The sequence below is a fragment of the Shinella sp. 1A1 genome, assembly GCF_055379515.1.
Genome location: NZ_AP039672.1, coordinates 531727 through 553527, shown reverse-complemented (window position 1 = coordinate 553527; position 21801 = coordinate 531727). Strand labels below are relative to the sequence as shown.

Below are 21801 nucleotides of genomic sequence, written 5' to 3'. Positions count from 1 at the left end.
CCGAAAGCCCCCCCGCGTCCGGTCGCTACGGGCGTTTGCGCCGGCCGGAAAAATTTCTCCGGCCTGCACGACGATATGGGATGCGGCTTGGGTCACTCCCCGGTGGCGGGCTGTCCTTCGGCCGCCTCCGGCTCGCCCGGCGCCTCGGGGGGCACGTCCGGATTGCCTTCCGCCCGGTCGCGGTGGAGCGCCGCACGGGCGAGCAGCATCAGCGTGACCGGCGTCGTGACCGTGACGAAGATGCCGATGAGGATCTCGTGCACGACGGGTCGTGTCGCGAGCACCGTGAAGAAGATCATCGAGGCCATGACGATGCCGCCCGTGCCCCAGCTCGTGCCGAGGGTCGGCGCATGGATGCGCTCGTAGAACGTCTTGAGGCGCAGGAAGCCGATCGTGCCGATCAGCGTCAGCCCCGAGCCGATGACGAGGAAGAGGGAAACGAGGAGCGCCGCCCAGTCCGGCAGGTCGCCCGCATGCTCGATGGCGCTCATTCGATCACCTCCCCACGCATCAGGAACTTGGCGAGCGCGACCGTCGCGACGAAGCCGAGCATGCCGATGACCAGCGAGGCCTCGAAATAGATGACCTTGCCGGTGCGCATGCCGAACACCATCAGGAGCAGCATGGAATTGACATAGAGCGTGTCGAGCGCGAGTACGCGGTCCTGCGCGCGCGGGCCGCGGGACATGCGCAGCGCCGCCAGCGCCATGGCGAGCGCCAGGCAGATCTGCGCGAAGGTGACGGACCAGGCGAGGATCGTTTGGCTCATGCGAAAATCTCCAGCAGCAAGGCCTCGTAGCGGCCCTTGATCAGGGCCTGCCATTCCGCCTCGTCGACGAGGTCGAGCACATGGATCAGCACCGTCCGGTTCAGCGAATTGTATTCGAGCCAGGCCGTGCCCGGCGTGCTCGTCACCACCACGGCGAGCACGGCCAGCGCCGTCGGGTTTTCCAGCTCGAGCGGAACGGTGATGAAGCCGGCCTTGTGATGCGGCTTCCTGCCGCTGACGAGGATCGAGGCGACGGCGATGTTCGAGCGCACGATGTCGTAGAGCACGATGCCGATCAGCTTGGGCAGCAGGTACCATTTCGGCAGGCGCGGCTTGACCGGACGCAGCGCCGCCATGCCCCAGGAGGCGAAGACCGAGACGATGCAGCCGAGGATGAGGTGGCCGAGCGTGAAGCCGTTGAGGGCCAGCCACATAACGACGAGCGAGGCGGAAAGGAGCGGATAGGGCAGCATGTCAGATCCCTCCCCCGCCGTCCGGCCCGCCCGGTTCGGCAATCCCGGCGCGGCGGGCATTGATCACCGCGTCGATATAGGTGGCGGGCTGCTGCAGGTTGCGGACGGTCTCCTCCATGTAGCTCATGGCCGGGCCGGCCTTGACGGTGAGCGCCAATGTGAGCGCGATCAGCAGCATGACCGGCGCCATCTCCATGACGAGCACGCGCGGCACGGTGCCTTCCATCGATGCCCAGAAGGTGCGGATGCCGGCGCGGGTCATGGAGATCAGCGCGGCAAGGCCGGAAAGGATCAGCAGGCCGACGATCCACCACACCGAGGCGGGGATCGGCCCCTCCCCCGCGACATTGGTGCCGATCATACCGGTCAGCATGGCGAACTTCGCCACGAAGCCGGACAGCGGCGGCAGGCCGGACAGGAGGATGCCGCAGGCGGCAAAGCAGATGCCGAGCACCGCGATGGTCCCCGGCATGGTGACGCCGACCTCGACCTCCTGATCCTCCTCGTCCGCATCGCCATAGGCTTCCATGGTGACGGCGAGAACCGAGGCGCCCGCGTCCTGGCCGCGCTCGACGAGCTCGATGAGCAGGAAGAAGGCGCCGATCGTCAGCGTCGAGCTGACCATGTAGAACAGCGCGCCGGCCGTCACCACGCCGTTGTTGAGGCCGAGCACCGCCAGCAGCGTGCCGGAGGAGACGAGCACGGAATAGCTCGCCAGTCGCCCGAGCGCCTGCGAGGCGAGCACGCCGATGGTGCCGAAGGCGATGGTCGCCATGCCGCCATAGAGCAGTACATTGAGGCCGAGCCCGGCGGACGCCCCCTGCCCGAAGACGAGCAGCGACAGGCGCAGGATGACATAGATGCCGACCTTGCTCATGATGGCGAAGATGCCGGCGACCGGGGCCGTGGCGGCGCTGTAGGCTCCCGGCAACCAGAAGTTCAGCGGCCACATGCCGGCCTTGATGAGGAAGACGACGCCGAGGATGGCGGCGCCCGCCTCCAGCAGCATGCGCCGCTCGCCCTCGATCTCGCCGATGCGCACGGCAAGGTCCGCCATGTTGAGCGTTCCCGCCGAGCCGTAGATGGCGCTGACGCCGATGAGGAAGCAGAGCGCGGCGGCGAGATTGACGGCGATATAGTGCATGCCGGCCTTGACGCGCATGGAGCCGGAGCCGTGCATCAGGAGGCCGTAGGACGCGGCGAGCATCACCTCGAAGAAGACGAAGAGGTTGAAGAGGTCGCCCGTCAGGAATGCGCCGTTCAGCCCCATCAGCAGGAACTGGAACAGCGAGTGGAAATGCGCGCCCGCCGTATGCCAGCGCGCAAGCGCATAGACAAGCGTCGGGATCGCCAGAATCGAGGCCAGGACGAGCATCAGGGCGGAAAGCCGGTCGGCGACGAGCACGATGCCGAAGGGCGCCGGCCAGTTGCCGAGGAGATAGACGCCCTCGAAACTGTCCGCGCCGCTGCCATTGCCCGCAAGCCGGAAGAGGCTGAAGGCGACGGCGGCGAGCGCAAGGCACGAGACGACGCTGATCATCGCCTTCACGACACGCTCGCGCTCGTCGAAGAAGAGCAGGAGCGCGCCCGCGACGAGCGGGATGAGGATCGGCGCGATGATGAGGTGTTGCTGCCAGCCGCTCATTTCGGCTGCTCCCTGCCGTCGACATGGTCCGTGCCGGTGAGGCCCCGGGCCGCGAGCAGCACGACGAGGAAGAGCGCGGTGGTGGCGAAGCCGATGACGATGGCGGTCAAAACGAGCGCATGCGGCACGGGGTCCGTCATCGTCGAGATCGGCACGCCCTCCTCCAGCAGCGGCGCCGCATTGGACTTCACGCCGCCGACGCCGAAGATGAAGAGATTGACCGCATAGGACAGCAGCGAGAGGCCGATGATGACCTGATAGGTGCGCGGGCGCAGGATGAGCCAGACGCCCGAGCCCGTCATGATGCCGATACCGAGGGAAAGGATGAGTTCCATCAGGCGTCCTCCGCCTTGGGGGCTTCGAGACTGCGGACCCGATGCGTTCGTATGGACTGGTGGGCGAGCGCGATGAGGATCAGCACCGTCGCGCCGACGACGAGGGAGAAGACGCCGAGATCGAACAGCAGGGCGCTGGCGGCCGGCACCTTGCCGATGAACGGCACCTCCATGTATTGCGAATGGGTGGTCAGGAACGGATAGCCGAAGAGCCAGGAGCCGAGCCCGGTCGCGGCGGCGATCACCAGGCCGAAGCCCATCCAGCGCAGCGGCAGGATGCGCAGCCGGTCCTCCGCCCAGCGCACGCCGCCGGCGAGGTATTGCAGCAGGAAGGCGATGGCCATCGTCACGCCGCCCGCGAAGCCGCCGCCCGGCAGGTCATGCCCGCGCAGGAAGAGGTAGATCGCGAAGGTGATGACGACCGGGAACATCCACTGCATGATCACCGAAGGCACCAGCAGGTAGTCGCGTACCGTGTCGCCGGCCGAGCGCTCGGGGCGTTCGGCGTCGAAGGCAGCCTGGATGCGCTGCTGTTCCGGCTTTTCCACGCTGTCGGGTGCGGGACGGAAGCGGCGCAGTAGCGCGAAGACCGTCAGCGCCACGATGGCCAGCACTGCAATCTCACCCATCGTGTCGAAGCCGCGGAAGTCGACGAGGATGACGTTGACGACATTGCGCCCGCCGCCTTCCGTATAGGCCTTTTCGAGGAAATAGCTGGCGATCGCGTCGGGAACCGGCTGCTTCATGATGGCATAGGAGAAGAGGAACATGCCGAAGCCGCAGGAAATGGCGAGCACGAAATCGCGGAAGCGGCGGCTGCGCGCGGCGAGCGAGACGGCATTGTCGATCTTTTCCCAGCGCTTGGGCAGCCAGCGCAGGCCGAGCAGCAGGAGGACCGTCGTGACGATCTCCACGACAAGTTGGGTGATGGCAAGGTCGGGCGCCGAAAGCCACACGAAGGTGATGCAGGTGGTGATGCCCGCCCCGCCGAGAAGAACGAGCGCCGCGAGGCGATGATGCTTCGCCTGATAGGCCGCGCCGAGCGCGCAGAAGGCGCCGATGCACCAGACCGCCGCGAAGATGGGGTCGGCATCGCCGAAGACCGGGGCCTTGGGCGAAAAGCCCGCCAGGTAGAGCGGAACGACACCGGCGAGCAGCCCGGCGGCTGCGACGAGGCGAAGCTGCGGCTGGAGGTTGCGCGTACCCAGATGACTTTCGAGGTAGCGTGCCCATTTCCACGAGACCGTGACCAGCACGCGCTCGAAGATGCGCTGGCCGCCGAGGTGCCTGAAGAGCGGCGGGCCGTCGTCGCATCTGGCGAGATAATCCTTCAGCACCGCATAGAGCGCCGCGCCGCCGACCAGCGCGATCAGGCTCATGATGAGCGGCGTGTTGATGCCGTGCCAGATGGCGAGGCTGTATTCCGGCGTGCGATCGCCGAGGACGGACACCACCGCGGAATGCAGGAAAGGCCCGATCGACAGGCTCGGGATGATGCCGACGACGAGGCAGGCGAGCACGAGGAACTCGATGGGGAAGCGCATCCAGTGCGGCGGCTCGTGTGGCTTCGGCTTCGGCAGGTCCGTCGGCGCGGGGCCGAAGAAGACCATGTGGATGAAGCGGATCGAATAGGCGACGGAGAAGGCGCCGGCGAGCGTGGCGACATAGGGCAGGATGCGGTCGAGCACGGAATCGGCATGGGTCTCCACCGCCTCGGCGAAGAACATCTCCTTCGAAAGGAAGCCGTTGAGCAGCGGCACGCCCGCCATCGCCGCGCTCGCCACCATGGCGAGCGTCCCGGTGATCGGCAGGTATCTGAAGAGGCCGCTCAATCGCCGCATGTCGCGCGTGCCGGTCTCGTGGTCGATGATGCCCGCGGCCATGAAGAGCGAGGCCTTGAAGGTGGCATGGTTCATCATGTGGAAGATCGCCGCGACGGCCGCGACCGGGCTGCCGAGGCTGAGCAGCGTGGTGATGAGGCCGAGATGGCTGATCGTCGAATAGGCGAGCAGGCCCTTGAGGTCCTGCTGGAACATCGCGAAATAGGCGCCGAGAAGCAGCGTGCTGATGCCGGCGATGCCGACCAGCATGAACCATTCATAGGTGCCGGAAAGCGCGGGCCACAGCCGCACCAGCAGGAAGACGCCCGCCTTCACCATGGTTGCCGAGTGAAGATAGGCCGAGACCGGCGTCGGCGCGGCCATGGCGTTCGGCAGCCAGAAATGGAACGGCACCTGCGCGCTCTTGGTCAGCGCGCCGATCAGGATCAACAGCAGCGCGGTGAGGTAGAGCGGGTGCGCCTTGATCTTGTCGCCCGCCGCCAGCACCGCGTCGAGATCGTAGCTGCCGACGATATGGCCGAGCACCAGCAGCCCGGCGAGCAGGCAGAAGCCGCCGATGCCGGTGATCGTCAGCGCCATGCGCGCGCCGTCGCGGGCTGCGGCGTTGTGGTGCCAGTAGCTGATCAGGAGGAAGGAGAAGATGCTCGTCAGTTCCCAGAACACCGAGAGCAGGATGATATTGCCCGACACGACGATGCCGAGCATCGAGCCCATGAAGGCGAGGAGGAAGGAGAAGAAGCGCGGAACGGGGTCCTCTTCCGACATGTAGTAGCGCGCATAGAGCACGACGAGGCAGCCGATGCCGGTGATGAGCATGGCGAAAAGCCAGGCGAAACCGTCCATGCGCAGGGTGACGTTCAGGCCGAGCTGGGGAAGCCATTCGAGGTCGAGCCGCACCTTTCCGCCGTTGCGCACCGCGGGGTAGAGCATCGCGGTCATGACAAAGCCCGCAAGGGTCACGGCACCCGACATGCGGGCCGCCAGCACGCGGGAATCCGTCCGCAGCAGAATGGTCGCGGCAAGGCTTCCCAGGAAGGGAAGGCAGACCAGCAGGACCAGTATGGTTTCACCTGTCATCGTTTGATCGATCGCTTTCGAACGTCAGAGCTTCTCTCGGCCGCGGACCGGCCGCATCGGAAGACCGCGCGATCGAGGGTCGATCTGGCGGCCGTCAGGCGAATTCCGTCGGAGGGGCACGAGCCCCTCGCGCTTCAAGACCGCCATTGCGCGGCCGGAACGGCGCAAGCACGGCTAGCACGGCGCGAGAGCCTGCAAACCGGTGCGCCGTTTCCGCGGGAATGCAGGCATGGTCGAGGCCGACGCCGTCGAACGACGCGACCTTGCCTGCGACCGCACGCTTGCGGCAGTCTTTCTCGACAGGAACGGATGACTGGCCCACAGTCTTCAGCGTGCCGGTGCGAAACAGTATCGAGGCGGCGCTGGCGGCAGGCGGAATCGAAAGGGCGGACACCAGCAGCAGAAGACAGGTTAGCGCGGTGCAGAGAAGGCGGAAAGCCCGACGAAATGGTCGATGCTGTTGCCCTGTTGCTGCCAAACGCCTTGCCTCTCGATATCGCCGTCCGTCTTGAAGATTCCTTCATGCGGACAATACGTTGGCGGGATTGACGCTGTCCACCCGAAAGCGTGAAAGTTTTCCAAAATTGTGCCGTTTTTCTGCGTCGGTTGGATGATTTTTCTCTCTGCGACACAATGGCCGGCCCGCGGCGCGGCCTTCGGCTTGAAGGCACGCCTCTTTGGGCGCATCCTGTTTTTGCGAATCGCATGAGGCAGACCTGCTCCGCACGAGCTCTTCGCCCGGAGACATGGCGCGCCGAATATCCGGGCCTGCCGTACCATCCCGGCCGCCCGGCGAGTACCGTGCCGGGCTCCTGCCTGCCGGCACGGCGTCAGTTCACTCTTGAAGGGGATCAGCGATGACGGATGCGCGAAGGGAATGGATCAGCAAAAGGGCCTACTCCATCTGGGAAGAGACCGGCCGGTCGCATGGACATGACGGGGAGCACTGGGCGCAAGCCGTGCGTGAACGCGAGGAATTCGAACGCCTGGCACCGGAGGCAAGGCCCCCGACCACGAAGAAACCGCTGATCGAAATCTCGGCGAAGGCAAAGAAAACCGAGACCGCCAAGCCGAAGAAGAAGGCGGATTCCACCGCAGAAAAGCCGGTCCCCGCCAAGCCGGCAAAGGCAAAGGCGCTCAAGACGGCGGCGAACAGCAAGCCGATCTGAACCCGGCTGCGGCACTTGGCCTCTTGGAGGCGGGCGCAAAGCACTCTATCTGAGCGGCAAGACGTTCTTTCACGAGGTGCCCGTGCGCTCGCTCTATATGGCCGCCGGCCTGCTGATGACGGCGCTCGGCATTGTCGGCGCCTTTCTGCCGCTGTTGCCGACGACGCCCTTCCTGCTGGTCGCCGTCTGGTGCTTCTCGCGCTCCTCGCCGCGCCTCGAGCAATGGCTGCTCGACCACCCCACGCTCGGCCCGCCTTTGACGAACTGGCGGCGGGAGGGTGCGATCGCGGGCCGCGCCAAGGCCATTGCCATCTGTCTCATCGTCGCAAGCTACGGCTTCTTCTGGTATCGCACGGACCCCTCGCCCGTGCTCGCGGTCAGTGTCGGGCTCATCCTCTCGGCAAGCGCGCTCTTCATTCTCACCCGTCCCCTTCCGAAGAAGGGCTGAGGGCATGACGGGAAAGGACGACGCGCCCGTCATCGTCTGGTTCCGCAAGGACCTGCGCACCGATGACAATGCCGCCCTCTCGGCCGCAGCCGAAACGGGCCGCCCCGTGATCGCGCTCTATATCCGCGAGCCTGCGGAACTTGGGACGGGGCCGCTCGGTGCGGCACAGGCCTGGTGGCTTCACCATGCGCTGGCCTCCCTTGCCGCGACGCTGGAGGGACTCGGCACGCCGCTTGTCCTCCGCAGCGGCGATGCACATGCGGTGCTCGACCACGTCATCGAAGAGACGGGGGCGGACACCGTCCACTGGAACCGCCGGCACGATCCGGCGGGCATCACCGTGGATACGCCCATCAAGGCGGTCCTGAAGGCGCGCGGCCTTGCCGTCAGGAGCTTTGCGGGCCAGTTGCTGCACGATCCGACGCGCCTCATGACGGGCGAGAAGAAGCCGTACCGCGTCTACACCCCCTTCTGGAAGGCGCTGGAGCGCGAGGGCGAGCCGCACGAGCCCGTCGACGCACCGGAAAGGCTCCACGCTCCGAAGCGGCTCCCGCAATCCGAAGCCCTGGACGACTGGGCGCTACTGCCCGCAAAGCCGGACTGGGCCGCCGCCTTCGGGGAGGTCTGGACGCCCGGCGAGAAGGCGGCGCGCGAGCGGCTCGACACCTTCGTCGACGGCCCGATCGAGGACTACAAGACCGACCGCGACCGTCCCGCCATCGACGCGACATCCCTGCTGTCGCCGCATCTCGCATCGGGCGAGATCTCCCCTGCCCGCATCTGGCACGCGACACGCGGCCTCGGAGCGCCGCGGGAGGATGTGATCCATTTCCGCAAGGAGCTCGCCTGGCGGGAATTCTGCCATCACCTGCATTTCCATTTCCCGGCCCTTGCGGAAAGGAACTGGAACGACCGCTTCGACGATTTTCCGTGGGAGGGGAGCGACAGGGACTTCGATCTCTGGACGAAGGGCATGACGGGCTATCCCATCGTCGACGCCGGCATGCGGCAGCTCTGGCGGCACGGCTGGATGCACAACCGCGTGCGCATGATCACCGCCTCCTTCCTCATCAAGCATCTCATGATCGACTGGCGGCGCGGCGAGAAATGGTTCCGCGACACGCTGGTGGATGCCGATGCCGCATCGAACCCGGCGAACTGGCAATGGGTGGCGGGCTCCGGCGCGGATGCCTCGCCCTTCTTCCGCATCTTCAACCCGATCCTGCAGGGCGAGAAATTCGATCCGGACGGCACCTATGTCCGCACCTTCGTGCCGGAGCTGCGGGAACTGGCCTCCGCCTGGATCCACAAGCCCTTCGACGCGCCGGAAAGCGCGCTCGCCGAGGCGGGCGTGGAACTCGGAAGGACCTATCCGAAGCCCATCGTCGACCATGCAAGCGCGCGCCAGCGGGCGCTCGCCGCCTACAAGACGCTGAAAAGCGATTGACCTAGTCGCGGCCGTCGAGCACCGACGCGATGAAGGAGACGAAGGCCTCCCCCGCTGCCGCCAACGGCCCGCTATTGTCGATCACGACCGTATCGGCCGCCACCACGATCTCCGGCGCGGCCCGTTCCAGCCGCCTGGCGACCGCTTCGGCGCTCTCCCGCCCGCGGGCGGCGAGCCTTGCGGCAAGAACGTCCGGCCGCGCCGTGATCAGCACGACCTTCAGGCGCGGATAGGCATCGGCAAAAGCCGGCAGCGCGGAGCGGCTGCCATTGGCGACCAGCGTCACGCCGCTTGCAAGCCGCGCATGCGTTTCGCCGGGAATGCCGTAGGAGAGGCCATGCGCATCCCACGAGACCGCGAAGCCGCCCTCGGCCTCAAGGCGACGGAAACTGTCGGCGTCGATGGCCTGATGCGCCTCGCCGCCGGCATCCGCCGGGCGGGTGATCGCCCGCCGCACGAAACCGAGGCGGGTCTCACCGGAGAAATGGCGTGCGGCATAGGCCATGACACTGTCCTTGCCGGCCCCGCTCGGACCGACGACGACGACCATGGTGCCGGCTGCAGCCGTCACGCTCATGCCACCCGCCTGCCCTGGCGCCATACCGAGCGGACGACGGGAACGCCGGACGGCCGGCAGACGCGCACGATGTCGGCGCGAAGGCCTTTCGCGATGGCCCCGCGGTCGTCGAGGCCGACGGTGCGGGCCGGCGTCGTCGAGACCATGGCGATCGCCTTCGACAGGTCCATGCCCTCGTCGGCGAGGATGAAGGGCGCGTGCATCAAGCTGAACGGCACGTAATCCGACGAGAGCACGTCGAGCACGCCGAGGCCGGCAAGGTCTCGGGCGGCGATATTGCCGGAATGCGACCTGCCGCGCACGACGTTGGGCGCGCCCATCAGGACGCTCATGCCCGCCCCGTGCGAGGCCTTCGCCGCCGCGATGCTGGTCGGGAATTCGGCAAGGCGGATGCCGTAGCCGATGGCCTCCTCGACATGGTCCAGCGTCGCGTCGTCATGGCTGGCGATGGAGATGCCGCGCGCGGCGCAGGAAGCGGCGATGGCGTCGCGATGCGGCTTGGCATAGCGGGCGGAAAGGCCCTGCTGGCGCTTGCAGAAGGCGTCGAATTCCTCGTCCGTGAGGCCGCGCTTCTTCTTGTGGTAGAGGATGTATTGGTCCAGCGTCTGGAATTGCCGCTGGCCGGGCGCGTGATCCATCAGCGAGACGAGGCGCACGAGCGGGTCGTCCTCGAACTCCTCGTAATGATCGAGCACATTGTCGGTCGAGACCTCGCAGCGCAGGTGGATCAGGTGCTCGGCGCGCAGGCGGTCCTCGTTCTGCGCCCCGGCGATCGCATCGGCCATGGCACGCATCTCACCCTTCTCGAAGCCGCTCTCCCCGTCCGATCCCATGCGCAGACAGTCGAAGACCGTGGTGATGCCGGAGGTGACGACCTGTGCGTCATGCGACTGGATCGCGGCCGTCTTCTCCCAGCGCACGCCGGGACGCGGCGAGTAATGGGCTTCGAGGTGGTCGGTATGGAGCTCGACGAGGCCGGGAAGAAGGTAGTCGCCTTCCATGTCCTCGCCGGCGGTGGTGGGACCTTCGGAAATGTCGGCGACGAGGCCGTCCCGCAGCACCAGCGTGCCGTCGAGGATCCGGTCCTCCAGCACGATGCGGGCATTGGAAAGAACGGTTTCGCGGGTCATGTCATGCGGTCTTTCTGCTGACGGCTCCACCGAGCGGGAAGAGCGAATGGACGGTGAAATCGGCGCCGCGCGCGGCCTCCCGGAAGAGCGCGAGGCCGGTGACCGGCAACGGACGGCCGTGGAATTCGGCGAAATGATCGAGCAGCACGCTTGCGACGGCCTCCCGGCGCTCGGCAGGAACACGCCCCGTCAGCGTCATGTGGAAACGGAACTCGTCGAAGACGTAGGGATAGCCCCACTGGACGAGGTTCTGGCGCTCGGCGGCATTCAGCTCGTCGGGCTTGCGGCGGGCGATGTCGGCGGAGGTGAGCGGCGCACGGAACCGCTCGAAGCGTCGCACCACCTCGCCGGCAAAAGCTTGCAGCTCATCGCAATGATCGCCGGGCACCAGCGCGAAGAAGGAGCCGAGCCGGCCGACGACGACTTCGGGAATATCGAAGGGGTCGGCTTCGGAAACGAAACGGCCGATCTCGGCCACGAGCTCGGCCTCGCTGCGGCCCTCGGCCAGCGTGAAGGGCGCCTTCAGCGTCGCGTGGAAGCCGTAGCGCCGCGGATCGGCGGTCAAGCCCGCTAGAGAAGCCGCATCGAAACCTGCCGCCGCCGGCTGATCGAGCGCCGAGCCGGTAAAGGCATTGCGCCCGAGCCAGCGCTGGGCGGCGAGGGTGAGCGGGTCGCTTGCAGGGGGCGTGAAGTAGAGGGCGTAACGCAAGAGCTCGTTCCTGTAATGATCCTTCGGTGCCGCCCGGAGACGGTTCCGAATCTGAAAGGTCATCCGTGGCAGCATCATGCCGCCACGCATTCAATGCGCCGGCGTGCCGTCAGTCGGTGGCGCAAGACATTCGGAATGCCGCCGAGGAGCCGGGACTCGAAGCACCGTGGAGTAACCGTCTCCCTGTTCGCACTGGCGCGCACCGGTCCAAAGTTTGAGTCCTGCCCCGATGATCGTTGCAGAATGGGCATTCGATTCCCAGCAATAATGTGTCCGGGAGACAACGAAGGACATGATCCGATCGGCACAATAGCGTCGCATGGCGACGGGTGCCGCACTGCTGTGGAAGCAGTATGGCCATCGCCCCCCGGATCGAAAGGCCGTCATTCCGCGCCCATACGACCGCATCCGACTTGCCTTCGAAGGCAGACACATCGCTTTCCGCAACTATCCGCGGCTCGTTTTAAGCGGCCGGAATGACGTGGGTGTGACGGGGAGTCATCGCGGGGACGAAGAGGGATGAACGGCAATAGGCATGGTGCATTGGCGACCTCAACAACACCTCTTCGGTTCATATGGATCAGATCGCCTCGCGCACGCGCCTCGCCCAACCCTATCCGGTTGAAGCAAGGCGAAATCGGGTAGCATTGCCGTCAGTTGGCCGTACCGTCCGGCGTCACGCTCTGGCTGTCGCCGCCGGTACCGGATTGCGGGGTGGGGTCACGGTCCGTCGGCACGGTCTGGCCGTTGCCGGTGCTGTTGTCCGTCGTTCCGCCGGCCGGCGTCTGGTTGCCATCGGTCGTCGAGGAGGTTTGCGACGCGTCGTTCGGCGCGGCGGGATCGGTCTTCTGGCCCCAGAACTCGACCGCGCCCCAGACGAGGAAAACGAGCACGAGGCTGACGCCGAGCACCTTCAGCACGGGCCAGCCGGGGCCGCCCTGCCGGACCTCCCGCGCGGCATATTCCTTGCGCTCGGGGTCGTGGGTGCGGGTCAGCGGATCGCCGCGCTCATCCTGCTGGTGGGTCATGGCTTGCACTCCCTGATCGTTCGGTCGGGGAGGAAACTGGCCGTGGAGCAGAAAAGTTCCCGTTTTCAGGCCTCCGCCGGACCGTCCAGCCCCAGGCCTTCGAGCAGCCGGCGCTGGCGCAGAAGGAGCTGGGCGAGCGCGGCAACGTCACCCTTGGCCGGCTGGTGCGTCATGCCTTCAGCCACCGCTTCCACGATAGCCTCCAGCGTATCGGTGATTTCGCGGGAGACATCGTGCAGTTCGACAAAGCGCGGGTCGCTCGCCGCGGCGGTCAGCGTCGCCGCCGTGACCCGGCCTATGCCCTGCGGCACCTTCGCTCCGGCATCGACATAGCCATCCGGCAGGTCGCCCTTGAGATTGCATATCCGCCGGTAGCGGATGGCATCGATAATCTGGTCGACCGCCTGGCAGGCGCCGGCGACGCGGGAGGGATGGTCGGTATCGGCCGCGGCATGCGGCAGGAGTTCCAGCTTGCCGGGATGACGCTCGGCAAGCTTCAGATAGGGCAGCATCGGCCCGCCGAGCGCGCCGCTCATCGCATTCCGGAAGAGGTCCGCATCTACGGCGGCGTAGCGTATCTGCCCTGCGGCCAGCGCCCGGTCGAGTGCCGCCGTATCCACCACCTCACCGCGGTCGTAGTTGACGAGCACGGCGCCGCGGTTCATCGCCGAGAGCACGGTCTCGCCGATCATGCCGGCATTGGCGTAAAGGCGCGTTTCCTCGTCGAGCCGGCCGAGGCCGACATGGACGGAGAGCACGTCCGCGCCCTTCGCCGCCGCAACGGGCGTCTCGGCATAATCGAAGCCCTCCGCCTCGATCCATTGCCGGTGCCGGGCGCGGGCATGGACGACCACATGCATGCCGAAGGCGCGGGCGAGCTTCGCCACCTCGCGGCCGATATTACCGTAGCCGAGCACCGCCATCCGCTGTCCCTCCAGCTTGGCGGTGGGATAGGACTTGAGGTCGCGGCCGGTATCGAAATCGCCGGCGGCAACGCGCTGGTGCAGCAGCTCCACCGGCAGGTCCGGCGTCACCTTGAGGATCGCCTTCATCACCATCTGCGCCGTGGCGCGGCTGTTGATGCCGGGCGTGTTCATCAGGGCGGCCATGCCGCCCTCGCCGTTGCCGCCGCCCCAGGAGGCAGAGCCCATATTGCCCGTGCCCGCGCCGATGCGCACGCCGCCGAGCGCAAAGACTGCCTGCCGCGGAATGAAGGTCGCCGCCGCGATCAGCGCGTCATAGCGGCCGTCCGCGGTCTGGGCGATGATCTCGGCCTCGCCGCTGAGGTCGGGCTGGTAGAAGAAGTGGATGCCGGGTGGCAATTCCTCACGCTGGTAGGCGGCTTCGTGGAACGCGCCGCCCTTCGCCTCGATATGCGCGCGGACCTCGCCCGGATCGGGCTTGCCTTCCGCATCGAAGCGCAGGCCGATCAGGTCGGCGATCAGGACCTTGTAGGCGCGCCGCGGATCGTCCAGCCGTCCTTCGTCCGCAAAAGCTGCTTGCTGATCCTGCATGGCGCCCCTCCCTGCCCTTTCCGCCTTCGTAGGCGAGATTTCGAAGGGGGGCAAGCCGCCGGGCGGCAGGGCGAAAGCACCGTGGACGGCCAGAACCGCCCTATTGCCCGGCCGTCATACGACCGTCATAAAGACCGGCGGAAAAGGATTTCTCATGACGCCTCGCGCCTTCACCACCATCGAAAACGAATGGATCACGCTCGCCGACGGCACGCGGCTCGCCGCGCGCATCTGGATGCCGGAGGGCGCGCAGGCCAATCCCGTTCCCGCCGTCTTCGAGTTCCTGCCCTATCGCAAGGGCGACGGAACCAGCCCGCGCGACGAATCGACCTATCCCGTCTTCGCCGCGGCCGGCATTGCCGGGGTGCGCGTCGATATCCGCGGCTCGGGCGAATCCGATGGCGTCATCGACGGCGAATATACGCCGCTGGAGCTTGCCAATGCCTGCGAGCTGATCGCCTGGATCGCCGCGCAGCCCTGGTCGAACGGTTCCGTCGGCATGATGGGCATCTCCTGGGGCGGCTTCAACTGCCTGCAGGTCGCGGCCTTGAAGCCGCCGGCATTGAAGGCGGTCATCTCCATCGCCTCCACCGTCGACCGCTACAACGACGACATCCATTACAAGAACGGCACGCATCTTTCTGCCCAGCTTTCCTGGGCCGCGACCATGCTGGCCTACCAGTCGCGCTCGCCCGATCCCGAGATCGTCGGCGCGCGCTGGCGGGACATGTGGATGGAGCGGCTGGAGAACGAGCCCTTCTTCCTGGAGGAATGGCTGCAGCACCAGCGCCGCGACGCCTTCTGGGAGCACGGCTCCATCTGCGAGGACTTCGCCGGCTTTCCCGTTCCCGCCCTCGTCATCGCCGGCTGGGCGGACGGCTACCGCAGCACGCCGCTGAAGGCGGTCGAGGGGATCGGCGGGAAGGCCAAGGCGCTGATCGGCCCGTGGGTCCACAAATATCCGCACTTCGCCTGGCCGAAGCCCCGCATGGATTTCCACGCCGAGGCCATCGCGTGGTGGAATCGCTGGCTGCGCGGCGAGCAGAACGGCGCGGAAGACATCCCGCAGGTGCGCGCCTATATCCAGGACGCTCCCCGCCCGGCGCTGCGCCGCGACTTCGATCCCGGCTTCTGGATCGCCAAGGATCGCTGGGAGGCGCCGGACATGGCTGAATTCCATGTCGGCTCACACGGCGCGCTCATGCCCGGCCAGCCGGTTGCCGACACCCCGGCCGACGACCGCTTCCTGAAATCGCCGCTCGACACCGGCATCATGGCCGGCGAGTGGTTCACGCTGAAGCCCGATGCCGAAATGGCGCTCGACCAGCGCCTCGACGATGCGGGCTCCCTCGTCGTCGAGACAGCGCCGCTTGCCGAGGCACAGGATTTCCTCGGCCAGCCGGTGCTGGAGCTGGAGGTGGCGACGCAGGTCGAGGTCGCCAATCTCTGCGCCCGCCTCGTCGATATCCACCCGGACGGGACGGCGACGCGTGTCACCTTCGGCGTCATCAACCTCGCCCACCGCAACGGCAATGCGGAACCCTATGCCATGCCCAAGGGCAGGAAGGTGCGCATCCGCCTCGTGCTCGACGCGATGGGCTACCGCTTCCGCGCGGGGCACCGCATCCGCCTGTCGCTCTCGACCTCCTACTGGCCGATGGTCTTGCCGCCGCCGGTCGATGCCGGCGTGACGCTCGACCTCGCCTCGCTCGGCCTTGCCCTGCCGAAGCTTGGCGAGCACCGGGCCGTTTCCCTTCCCGAGCCGGAAAATCCTAATCCCCTGCCGGCCTATATCGAACTCTCCCCGCCGGAGACCGCGCGGGGCGTCGAGCGGGACCTGACGAACGGTCTCACGGAATATTCGATCTACGAGGATACCGGCCTCTACGAGCATCCCGGCACGGGACTGGCGACGCGCCAGGTGCGCGACGAGCTTTGGTCGATTGCCGGGAACGATCCGCTCTCGATGACCGGGACCGCGGTCTGGACCTGCGACATGCAGCGTCCCGGCTGGTTCGTGCGCACCGTCTCGACCGCCACCATCGCCTGCACCGCGCGCGACTGGGTGATCTCGGCCCATGTCCGCGCCTTCGAGGGCGAGGCGCAGATTTTCGAGAAGACATTCGGGACGGCGATCCCGCGCGACTTCATGTGATGCTTTAACCGATCAATGGAAGTCGCGGGATTTGACGCGGATCGTTTCCCGCCGATCTGCCTCCTCCACCTTCTGGTCGATGCCGCGGCGGCCAACGGTGGAAAAGTCGGCGGACAGGTCGATGAGCTGCTGCGCGACGATGTGCACCACTTCGCCCTCCCGCTGGACATAGCCCCTGACGCCGATCATCGGCGCGCCCATCACGATGGGCCTGTAGGCGAGGAAAATCTTGCGCCAGACGACGAGGTTGGCGATGCCCGTCTCGTCCTCGATGGTCACGAAGATGACGCCCTTGGCCGAGCCCGGCCGCTGCCGCACCAGCACGATGCCGGCGGTCTCGACCTTCTGGCGGTCCTTGAGATTCACCGCCTGCGCGCAGGTGAGGAAACGGCGGCGCGAGAGGCTTTCGCGCAGGAAGCTCACCGGATGGGCGCGGAGCGTCAGGCCGACATGGCCGTAGTCCTGCACGACTTCTCCCCCCGCCGCCATCGGGCGGAGCGCCACGGCCGGTTCCTCGATCTCGGCAACGAGTGCCGCCTCGCGCTCGGCCGCCGCGGTGAAGAGCGGCAGCGGCTCGTCCCTGAGGCTGCGGATCGCCCAGAGCGCTTCGCGGCGCGAAAGGCCGAGTGACGGCCGGAAGGCATCCGCCTCGGCAAGTCGGACCAGCACATCGGTGGCAAGCCCCGCGCGGCGCCAGAAATCGTCGACCGAGGCGAAGGGCTCGTCCTGCCGGCCGTTGATCAGGTCGCCCGCCTCCTTGTTCTTCAGCCCCTTCACCATCCGCAGCCCGAGACGCACGGCAAAGCGGCCCGCCTCCTCCGTCGGCTCCAGCGTGCAGTCCCACCGGCTTTCATTGATGCAGACCGGCCGTACCTCCACCCCATGGTCGCGCGCATCGCGCACGATCTGCGCGGGCGCGTAGAACCCCATCGGCTGGGAATTGAGCAGCGCCGCGCAGAAGACATCCGGGTGATGGCACTTCACCCAGGCGGAGGCATAGGCGACGATGGCGAAGCTGTAGGCATGGCTTTCCGGGAAGCCATAGGAACCGAAGCCTTCGAGCTGGCGGCACATGCGCTCGGCGAATTCGCGCGTGTAATCGTTCCTGACCATGCCCGAGATCAGTTCCTCGCGGAATTTATCCACGCCGCCCGTCTGCTTGAACGTGGCCATCGCCCGGCGCAACTGGTCGGCACGGCCGGGCTCGAAGCCGGCGCATTCGATGGCGACCTGCATGGCCTGCTCCTGAAAAAGGGGCACGCCGAGCGTTCGCTTCAGGACCTTTTCGAAAGCGGGCTGGGGATATTCGACCTCTTCCAGCCCCTGCCGCCGGCGCAGATAGGGATGCACCATGTCGCCCTGGATCGGCCCCGGCCGCACGATGGCCACCTGAATGACGATGTCGTAGAACTCCTTCGGCCGGAGGCGCGGCAGCATGGACATCTGCGCCCGGCTTTCGATCTGGAAAGTGCCGATCGTGTCGGCCTTCGAGATCATCTCATAGGTCGCCGCATCCTCTTGCGGGATGGTCTTGAGGTCATGGGCCTCGCCCTTGTGCTCCTTCAGGAAGTCGAAGGCGCGGCGCATGCAGGTGAGCATGCCGAGCGCCAGCACGTCGACCTTCATGAAATTCAAATATTCGATATCGTCCTTGTCCCATTCGATCACCTGCCGGTCGTCCATCGCCGCCGGTTCGATGGGCACGAGGTCGTCCAGCCGGTCGCGCGTCAGGACGAAGCCGCCCGGATGCTGCGAGAGATGGCGGGGCCGGTCGATCAGTTGCCGGGCGAGTTCGAACAGCAGCTTCATGCGGCGGTCGTCCACATTGAGGCCGGCCGAACCCGCATGGGTTTGCGGAATGTCGTTGGACCAGCCCCAGACCTGCGAGGACAGCGACTTCAGCACATCCTCGGGCAGGCCCAGCGCCCGCCCCACATCGCGCATGGCCGCCCGCGAGCGGTAGCGGATGACGGTAGCGCAGAGGGCGGAACGGTCCTTTCCATAGGTCTCGTAGATCCACTGGATCACCTCCTCCCGGCGCTCGTGCTCGAAATCCACGTCGATGTCGGGCGGCTCGCCGCGCTGCTCGGAAACGAACCGCTCGAAGAGCAAGCCGTTCACCGTCGGCTCGATGGAGGTGATGCCGAGAACGAAGCAGACGGCGCTGTTGGCAGCCGAGCCGCGCCCCTGGCAGAGGATGCCGATCGAGCGGGCATGCCGGACAATGGCATTCACCGTAAGGAAATAGGGCGCATAGTTCATCTTCTGGATCAAGCCGAGCTCCTTCAGAAGCTTTTTACGAACTATTTCCGGTATCTCATTGTTATAAAAGGAATTCGCACCTTCCAATGTATATTTTTCCAGCGCCTCCTGCGGCGTGAGATCCGCATATTCCTTCTCGTCGGGATATTGGTATTTCAACTCGTCCAGCGAGAAGCGACAGCGTTCCACGATCTCCAGCGAGCGCCGAAGCGCCTCCGGGTAGCGGACGAAGAGGCGGTGCATTTCCTGCGGCGGCTTCAGGTAGCGGTCGGCATGGCGCTCGCGCAGGAAGCCGGCATTGTCGATGACGACGTTGTGGCGGATGCAGGTCATGATGTCCTGCAGCATGCGGCGGCCGGGCTCGTGATAGAGCACGTCGTTGGTGACGACGGTGGGCACGCGGTACCGCGCGGCGAGGTTGGACAATTCGAAGAGGCGGAGCTGGTCGTTCGGTCGGCGGCGCAGCGTCAGGGCGAGATAACATCGGTCGCGGAAGATCTCGGCAAGACGGCGAAGCTGGAAGGCAGCGGTCTCGTCCGCCTCGTCCGGCACCAGCACGGCAAGAAGCCCTTCGTTCCATTCCACGACATCGGCCCAGTCGATATGGCACTTGCCCTTGGCCGCCCGCTTCTTGCCGAGGGTGAGCAGGCGGCAGAGACGGGCATAGGCATCGCGGTCGGTGGGATAGACCAGCAAGGACATGCCGTCGGCAAGGTCCAGCCGGCAGCCGACGACGAGGCGCATGCCCGTTTCCTTCGCCGCCCTGTGTGCCTGCACGACGCCGGCAAGGCTGTTGCGGTCCACCACGGCGAGGGCATCGATGCCGAGGGCGCTTGCCTGCGCGAAGAGTTCGGCCGCGCTGCTCGCCCCGCGCAGGAACGAGAAATGGGAGGTGACCTGAAGCTCGGCATAGCGCGGTTTCATGCGAAGATCCCGTGCAGGAACCAGCAGCCTGCGCCATTCGCAGCCTCGGCCTCGTCGCCCGAGCGGAAGAGCCAGAAGCGCTCGCCGGCCTCATCCTCCACCTGGAAATAATCGCGCACGGCGGCAAGCTCGGCGTCGCGCTTCCACCATTCGCCGAAGATGCGCTCCGGCCCGTCGGCGCGCTTCACGCGCCGGCGCATGCCGCGCCAGGTGAAGAAGGCGGGCGGGTGGTCGGGCAGGAGCGCCACGACCTCGACAGGCTCCGGCCGTGCCAGAAGACGGGCGGGGCGCGGCCAGTCCCCCTGCCATGTGGCCCCGTCATCGGGAGCAAGCGGGGCGATGCGCTGGACGGAGCGTTCCGGCACGTCGCTTTCGACCGGCGCGATGCGGTAGAGGCGGCGCGCGCCGATGCGGTTGGCGATCACGTCGACGAGCCCGGCAAGGTCCGCCCTCTCCTCCTCGACCAGAGAGGAAACGGCCTGTTGCAGGACGAGCGGTTCGGCGAGCGTGGCGGTCAGGTCCATGATCTCGATGCCGAAGCCCGGATCGATCGTCTCGATCCGGTCGCAGAGGAGCCGGACGAGCCGCTTCTCCTCCCGCACCGCCCGGGCCGTGCCGACGCGGATCGCCTGCAGAGAGGCATCGACGCGATGGAGGACGAGATCAAGCCGCCGCGCGCCGAGCCCGCGCTTTTCCAGCGCAAGGCAGAGATCCTGCACGAGGGCGGCCGTATAGCGCGCGATGGTCTCCGGCGCGCCGATCGGCTCGCCGAAGACCTTGCGGACGGTCACGAGTTCCGGGTAGCGCAGCGGATCGACAGGCTCAGAGACGATGCCCTGCAGCTGGTCGAGCCGGCGGCCGAGGAGCACCCCGAAACGCAGGACGAGCGGCGCGCGCGGCACGGCCAGCACATCGCCGATGCCGGCAAAACCGAGGACATGCAGGCCCGTCACCGTTTCCGGCGGAATACGCAGGCCCTGTAGCGGCAGCGGCGACACGGCCTTACTCGCCGCGCCGGGTGGCACGACGCGAACCGGATCGGCCAAAAAGCGCGCCACGGCATAGGCCGCGCCCCAACTGTCGGCCACCGCGGCGCGGGCGGCGATGCCGGAGGCGGCAAGGCGGTTGACGATGCCCGTCAGCATGCGCTCCTCGCCGCCATGCAGGTGGTCGGCGCCGGTCGTGTCGATGACGAGGCCATCCGGCGGGTCCGGCGCGACGATGGGCGCGTAGTGCTGCAAGGCCCAGAGGGAAAGGCGGGCGAGCGCCGCGGCATCGGCCGCGGGATCGGCCGGCATGGTCAGGATGTCGGGCAGCAGGGCATGCGCCTTGGTCAGCGGCATGCCGACGCGCAGGCCCGCCTCTTCCGCCGGGCGGCTCACCGCCGTCACGATGCGGCGCGGGCCATCCCGCCCGACGAGAACGAGCCGCCGGTCAGGCGGAGGCGCCGAGGCGCCAAGCGCCCGTCTCAGGCGATCGATCGGCCAGCCGGGAAGAAAAAGCGATACGACCCTCGGCATCGGATGCCTCCACTTCGAACTTAGCCGCCTCGCCGGCCCGGCAACGGGTCAGCTCCAGCAGCCATCGGGCCCGGCCGATGCCGGGCACGGCAAGCGGCACGGACGGCCGCATGGAAACCCGCCAGCGCGTCACGGCGGCGGAAGGCAGCGCGAAGGCATCGGTGCCCCCTCCCTGCCGGAAGCGGCGCAGGGCGATGCCGAGCGTGCCGCCGGCTTCCGCGGCAAGCTGCAGGCGGCGCGAGGCGGTCATCGACAGGCGCGCGACTTCCGCCACCACCGCGCCGAGCCCGCCATGGCGCAGCCCCTCCTCGAAACAGAGGAGCAGGCTCTTCTCGTCGCCGGCCTCCACATAGAGGACGCGGCCGGGGGCAAGCCCCGCCTGCGCCAGCGCCGGGGCGAAGAGATCCGGCCGCGTCAGGCACCAGAGCACCTGCCCCTTGGTGCGCGCGGCGATACCGGCGGCAAAGAGCATGGCGGCCGCCCCTTCCACGGCGTCGTTGCCGCCGCCACAGACCTCGTGCAGGCTGGCGAGCGCCAATCCGCCGCCGGGCAGCCGGTCGTCGATCTCCGGCACGCCGAACGGCAGAACCACCCGGTCGCGCAAGGCACGGCCGTCGAACTGCCGGATGCGGTCGCGCAGGTCTGCGACAACGGCATGGACGGAGGCGGACATGGCTTTTCGGCTCCTGCTGACGGATAATTGTTCTCTATTTGTTCTCAATTTCCAAAAGAGTCAATCGGTCTTGCCGGTCGGCGAGATCACAGATTGAATCATCGG

The 21801-nt window shown here is 66.9% G+C and carries 18 protein-coding genes and 1 pseudogene; 4 read left to right on the top strand and 15 right to left on the bottom strand.

Annotated features, from left to right (window positions below):
* Nucleotides 1–92 precede the first annotated feature (92 nt).
* The 7 genes from mnhG to ACZ48C_RS19260 all read right to left on the bottom strand — a co-directional run bounded on the left by mnhG (nucleotide 93) and on the right by ACZ48C_RS19260 (nucleotide 6618).
* Entirely contained in the window at nucleotides 93–491 is a 399-nt protein-coding gene (gene mnhG / locus ACZ48C_RS19290) for a monovalent cation/H(+) antiporter subunit G (protein ID WP_464783705.1), read from the bottom strand.
* Nucleotides 488–769, bottom strand: coding sequence for a K+/H+ antiporter subunit F (locus ACZ48C_RS19285; RefSeq protein ID WP_119255769.1), 282 nt, complete (start codon nucleotides 767–769; stop codon nucleotides 488–490). The genes mnhG and ACZ48C_RS19285 overlap by 4 nt, the downstream gene beginning before the upstream one ends.
* The gene (locus tag ACZ48C_RS19280) at nucleotides 766–1242 is read right to left on the bottom strand and encodes a Na+/H+ antiporter subunit E (protein ID WP_119255770.1); all 477 of its coding nucleotides are present in this window, start codon (nucleotides 1240–1242) and stop codon (nucleotides 766–768) included. The genes ACZ48C_RS19285 and ACZ48C_RS19280 overlap by 4 nt, the downstream gene beginning before the upstream one ends.
* Before the next feature lies 1 nt (nucleotide 1243).
* Nucleotides 1244–2887 carry a monovalent cation/H+ antiporter subunit D gene (locus tag ACZ48C_RS19275; protein WP_424548279.1) on the bottom strand — a complete coding sequence of 548 codons (1644 nt, stop codon included), beginning with the start codon at nucleotides 2885–2887 and terminating at the stop codon, nucleotides 1244–1246.
* Entirely contained in the window at nucleotides 2884–3222 is a 339-nt protein-coding gene (locus ACZ48C_RS19270; RefSeq protein ID WP_119255772.1) for a Na+/H+ antiporter subunit C, read from the bottom strand. Before ACZ48C_RS19270 ends, ACZ48C_RS19275 begins: the two co-directional genes overlap by 4 nt.
* Nucleotides 3222–6140 carry a monovalent cation/H+ antiporter subunit A gene (locus ACZ48C_RS19265; RefSeq protein WP_464783704.1) on the bottom strand — a complete coding sequence of 973 codons (2919 nt, stop codon included), beginning with the start codon at nucleotides 6138–6140 and terminating at the stop codon, nucleotides 3222–3224. The genes ACZ48C_RS19270 and ACZ48C_RS19265 overlap by 1 nt, the downstream gene beginning before the upstream one ends.
* Before the next feature lie 94 nt (nucleotides 6141–6234).
* On the bottom strand, nucleotides 6235–6618 hold the full coding sequence (locus ACZ48C_RS19260) for a hypothetical protein (RefSeq protein ID WP_464783703.1): 384 nt from the start codon (nucleotides 6616–6618) through the stop codon (nucleotides 6235–6237).
* 379 nt (nucleotides 6619–6997) lie between these two features.
* Between ACZ48C_RS19260 and ACZ48C_RS19255 the strand changes: the two genes are divergently transcribed.
* The 3 genes from ACZ48C_RS19255 (at nucleotide 6998) to ACZ48C_RS19245 (ending at nucleotide 9204) form a co-directional block, all read left to right on the top strand.
* Nucleotides 6998–7309, top strand: coding sequence for a DUF2934 domain-containing protein (locus ACZ48C_RS19255; RefSeq protein ID WP_464783702.1), 312 nt, complete (start codon nucleotides 6998–7000; stop codon nucleotides 7307–7309).
* A gap of 82 nt (nucleotides 7310–7391) precedes the next feature.
* Nucleotides 7392–7757, top strand: a complete 366-nt coding sequence (locus ACZ48C_RS19250) for a YbaN family protein (RefSeq protein ID WP_464783701.1) — start codon at nucleotides 7392–7394, stop codon at nucleotides 7755–7757.
* Between the two features lie 4 nt (nucleotides 7758–7761).
* The gene (locus tag ACZ48C_RS19245) at nucleotides 7762–9204 is read left to right on the top strand and encodes a cryptochrome/photolyase family protein (RefSeq protein WP_464783700.1); all 1443 of its coding nucleotides are present in this window, start codon (nucleotides 7762–7764) and stop codon (nucleotides 9202–9204) included.
* Nucleotide 9205: 1 nt separating this feature from the next.
* Here the strand turns inward: ACZ48C_RS19245 and phnN are convergent, their stop codons facing one another.
* The 5 genes and pseudogenes from phnN to ACZ48C_RS19220 all read right to left on the bottom strand — a co-directional run.
* Entirely contained in the window at nucleotides 9206–9781 is a 576-nt protein-coding gene (gene phnN / locus ACZ48C_RS19240) for a phosphonate metabolism protein/1,5-bisphosphokinase (PRPP-forming) PhnN (protein WP_464783699.1), read from the bottom strand.
* On the bottom strand, nucleotides 9778–10911 hold the full coding sequence (locus tag ACZ48C_RS19235) for an alpha-D-ribose 1-methylphosphonate 5-triphosphate diphosphatase (protein ID WP_464783698.1): 1134 nt from the start codon (nucleotides 10909–10911) through the stop codon (nucleotides 9778–9780). Before ACZ48C_RS19235 ends, phnN begins: the two co-directional genes overlap by 4 nt.
* Nucleotide 10912: 1 nt before the next feature.
* Nucleotides 10913–11620: a DUF1045 domain-containing protein gene (locus ACZ48C_RS19230; protein ID WP_464783697.1), complete on the bottom strand. Its 708-nt coding sequence runs from the start codon at nucleotides 11618–11620 to the stop codon at nucleotides 10913–10915.
* Between the two features lie 653 nt (nucleotides 11621–12273).
* Complete coding sequence (locus ACZ48C_RS19225) at nucleotides 12274–12648, bottom strand: hypothetical protein (protein WP_464783696.1); 375 nt, start codon at nucleotides 12646–12648, stop codon at nucleotides 12274–12276.
* 65 nt (nucleotides 12649–12713) lie between these two features.
* Nucleotides 12714–14126: pseudogene (locus ACZ48C_RS19220) on the bottom strand (NAD(P)-dependent oxidoreductase); the annotation flags it as partial.
* Between the two features lie 190 nt (nucleotides 14127–14316).
* Between ACZ48C_RS19220 and ACZ48C_RS19215 the strand changes: the two are divergent.
* Nucleotides 14317–16317 (top strand): CocE/NonD family hydrolase, encoded by a 2001-nt coding sequence (locus ACZ48C_RS19215; protein ID WP_464783695.1) that lies wholly within the window; start codon nucleotides 14317–14319, stop codon nucleotides 16315–16317.
* Between the two features lie 12 nt (nucleotides 16318–16329).
* On the opposite strand, the gene ACZ48C_RS19210 is transcribed toward ACZ48C_RS19215, so the two are convergent.
* The 3 genes from ACZ48C_RS19210 to ACZ48C_RS19200 are packed head-to-tail and all read right to left on the bottom strand — an operon-like array spanning nucleotide 16330 to nucleotide 21696.
* A complete protein-coding gene (locus ACZ48C_RS19210) occupies nucleotides 16330–19503 on the bottom strand; it encodes an error-prone DNA polymerase (RefSeq protein WP_464783694.1) in 3174 nt (1057 codons plus the stop codon).
* Nucleotides 19500–21023, bottom strand: coding sequence for a DUF6504 family protein (locus ACZ48C_RS19205; RefSeq protein ID WP_464783693.1), 1524 nt, complete (start codon nucleotides 21021–21023; stop codon nucleotides 19500–19502). Before ACZ48C_RS19205 ends, ACZ48C_RS19210 begins: the two co-directional genes overlap by 4 nt.
* Nucleotides 20938–21696 carry an ImuA family protein gene (locus ACZ48C_RS19200; protein ID WP_464783692.1) on the bottom strand — a complete coding sequence of 253 codons (759 nt, stop codon included), beginning with the start codon at nucleotides 21694–21696 and terminating at the stop codon, nucleotides 20938–20940. The genes ACZ48C_RS19205 and ACZ48C_RS19200 overlap by 86 nt, the downstream gene beginning before the upstream one ends.
* Between the last annotated feature and the right edge of the window lie 105 nt (nucleotides 21697–21801).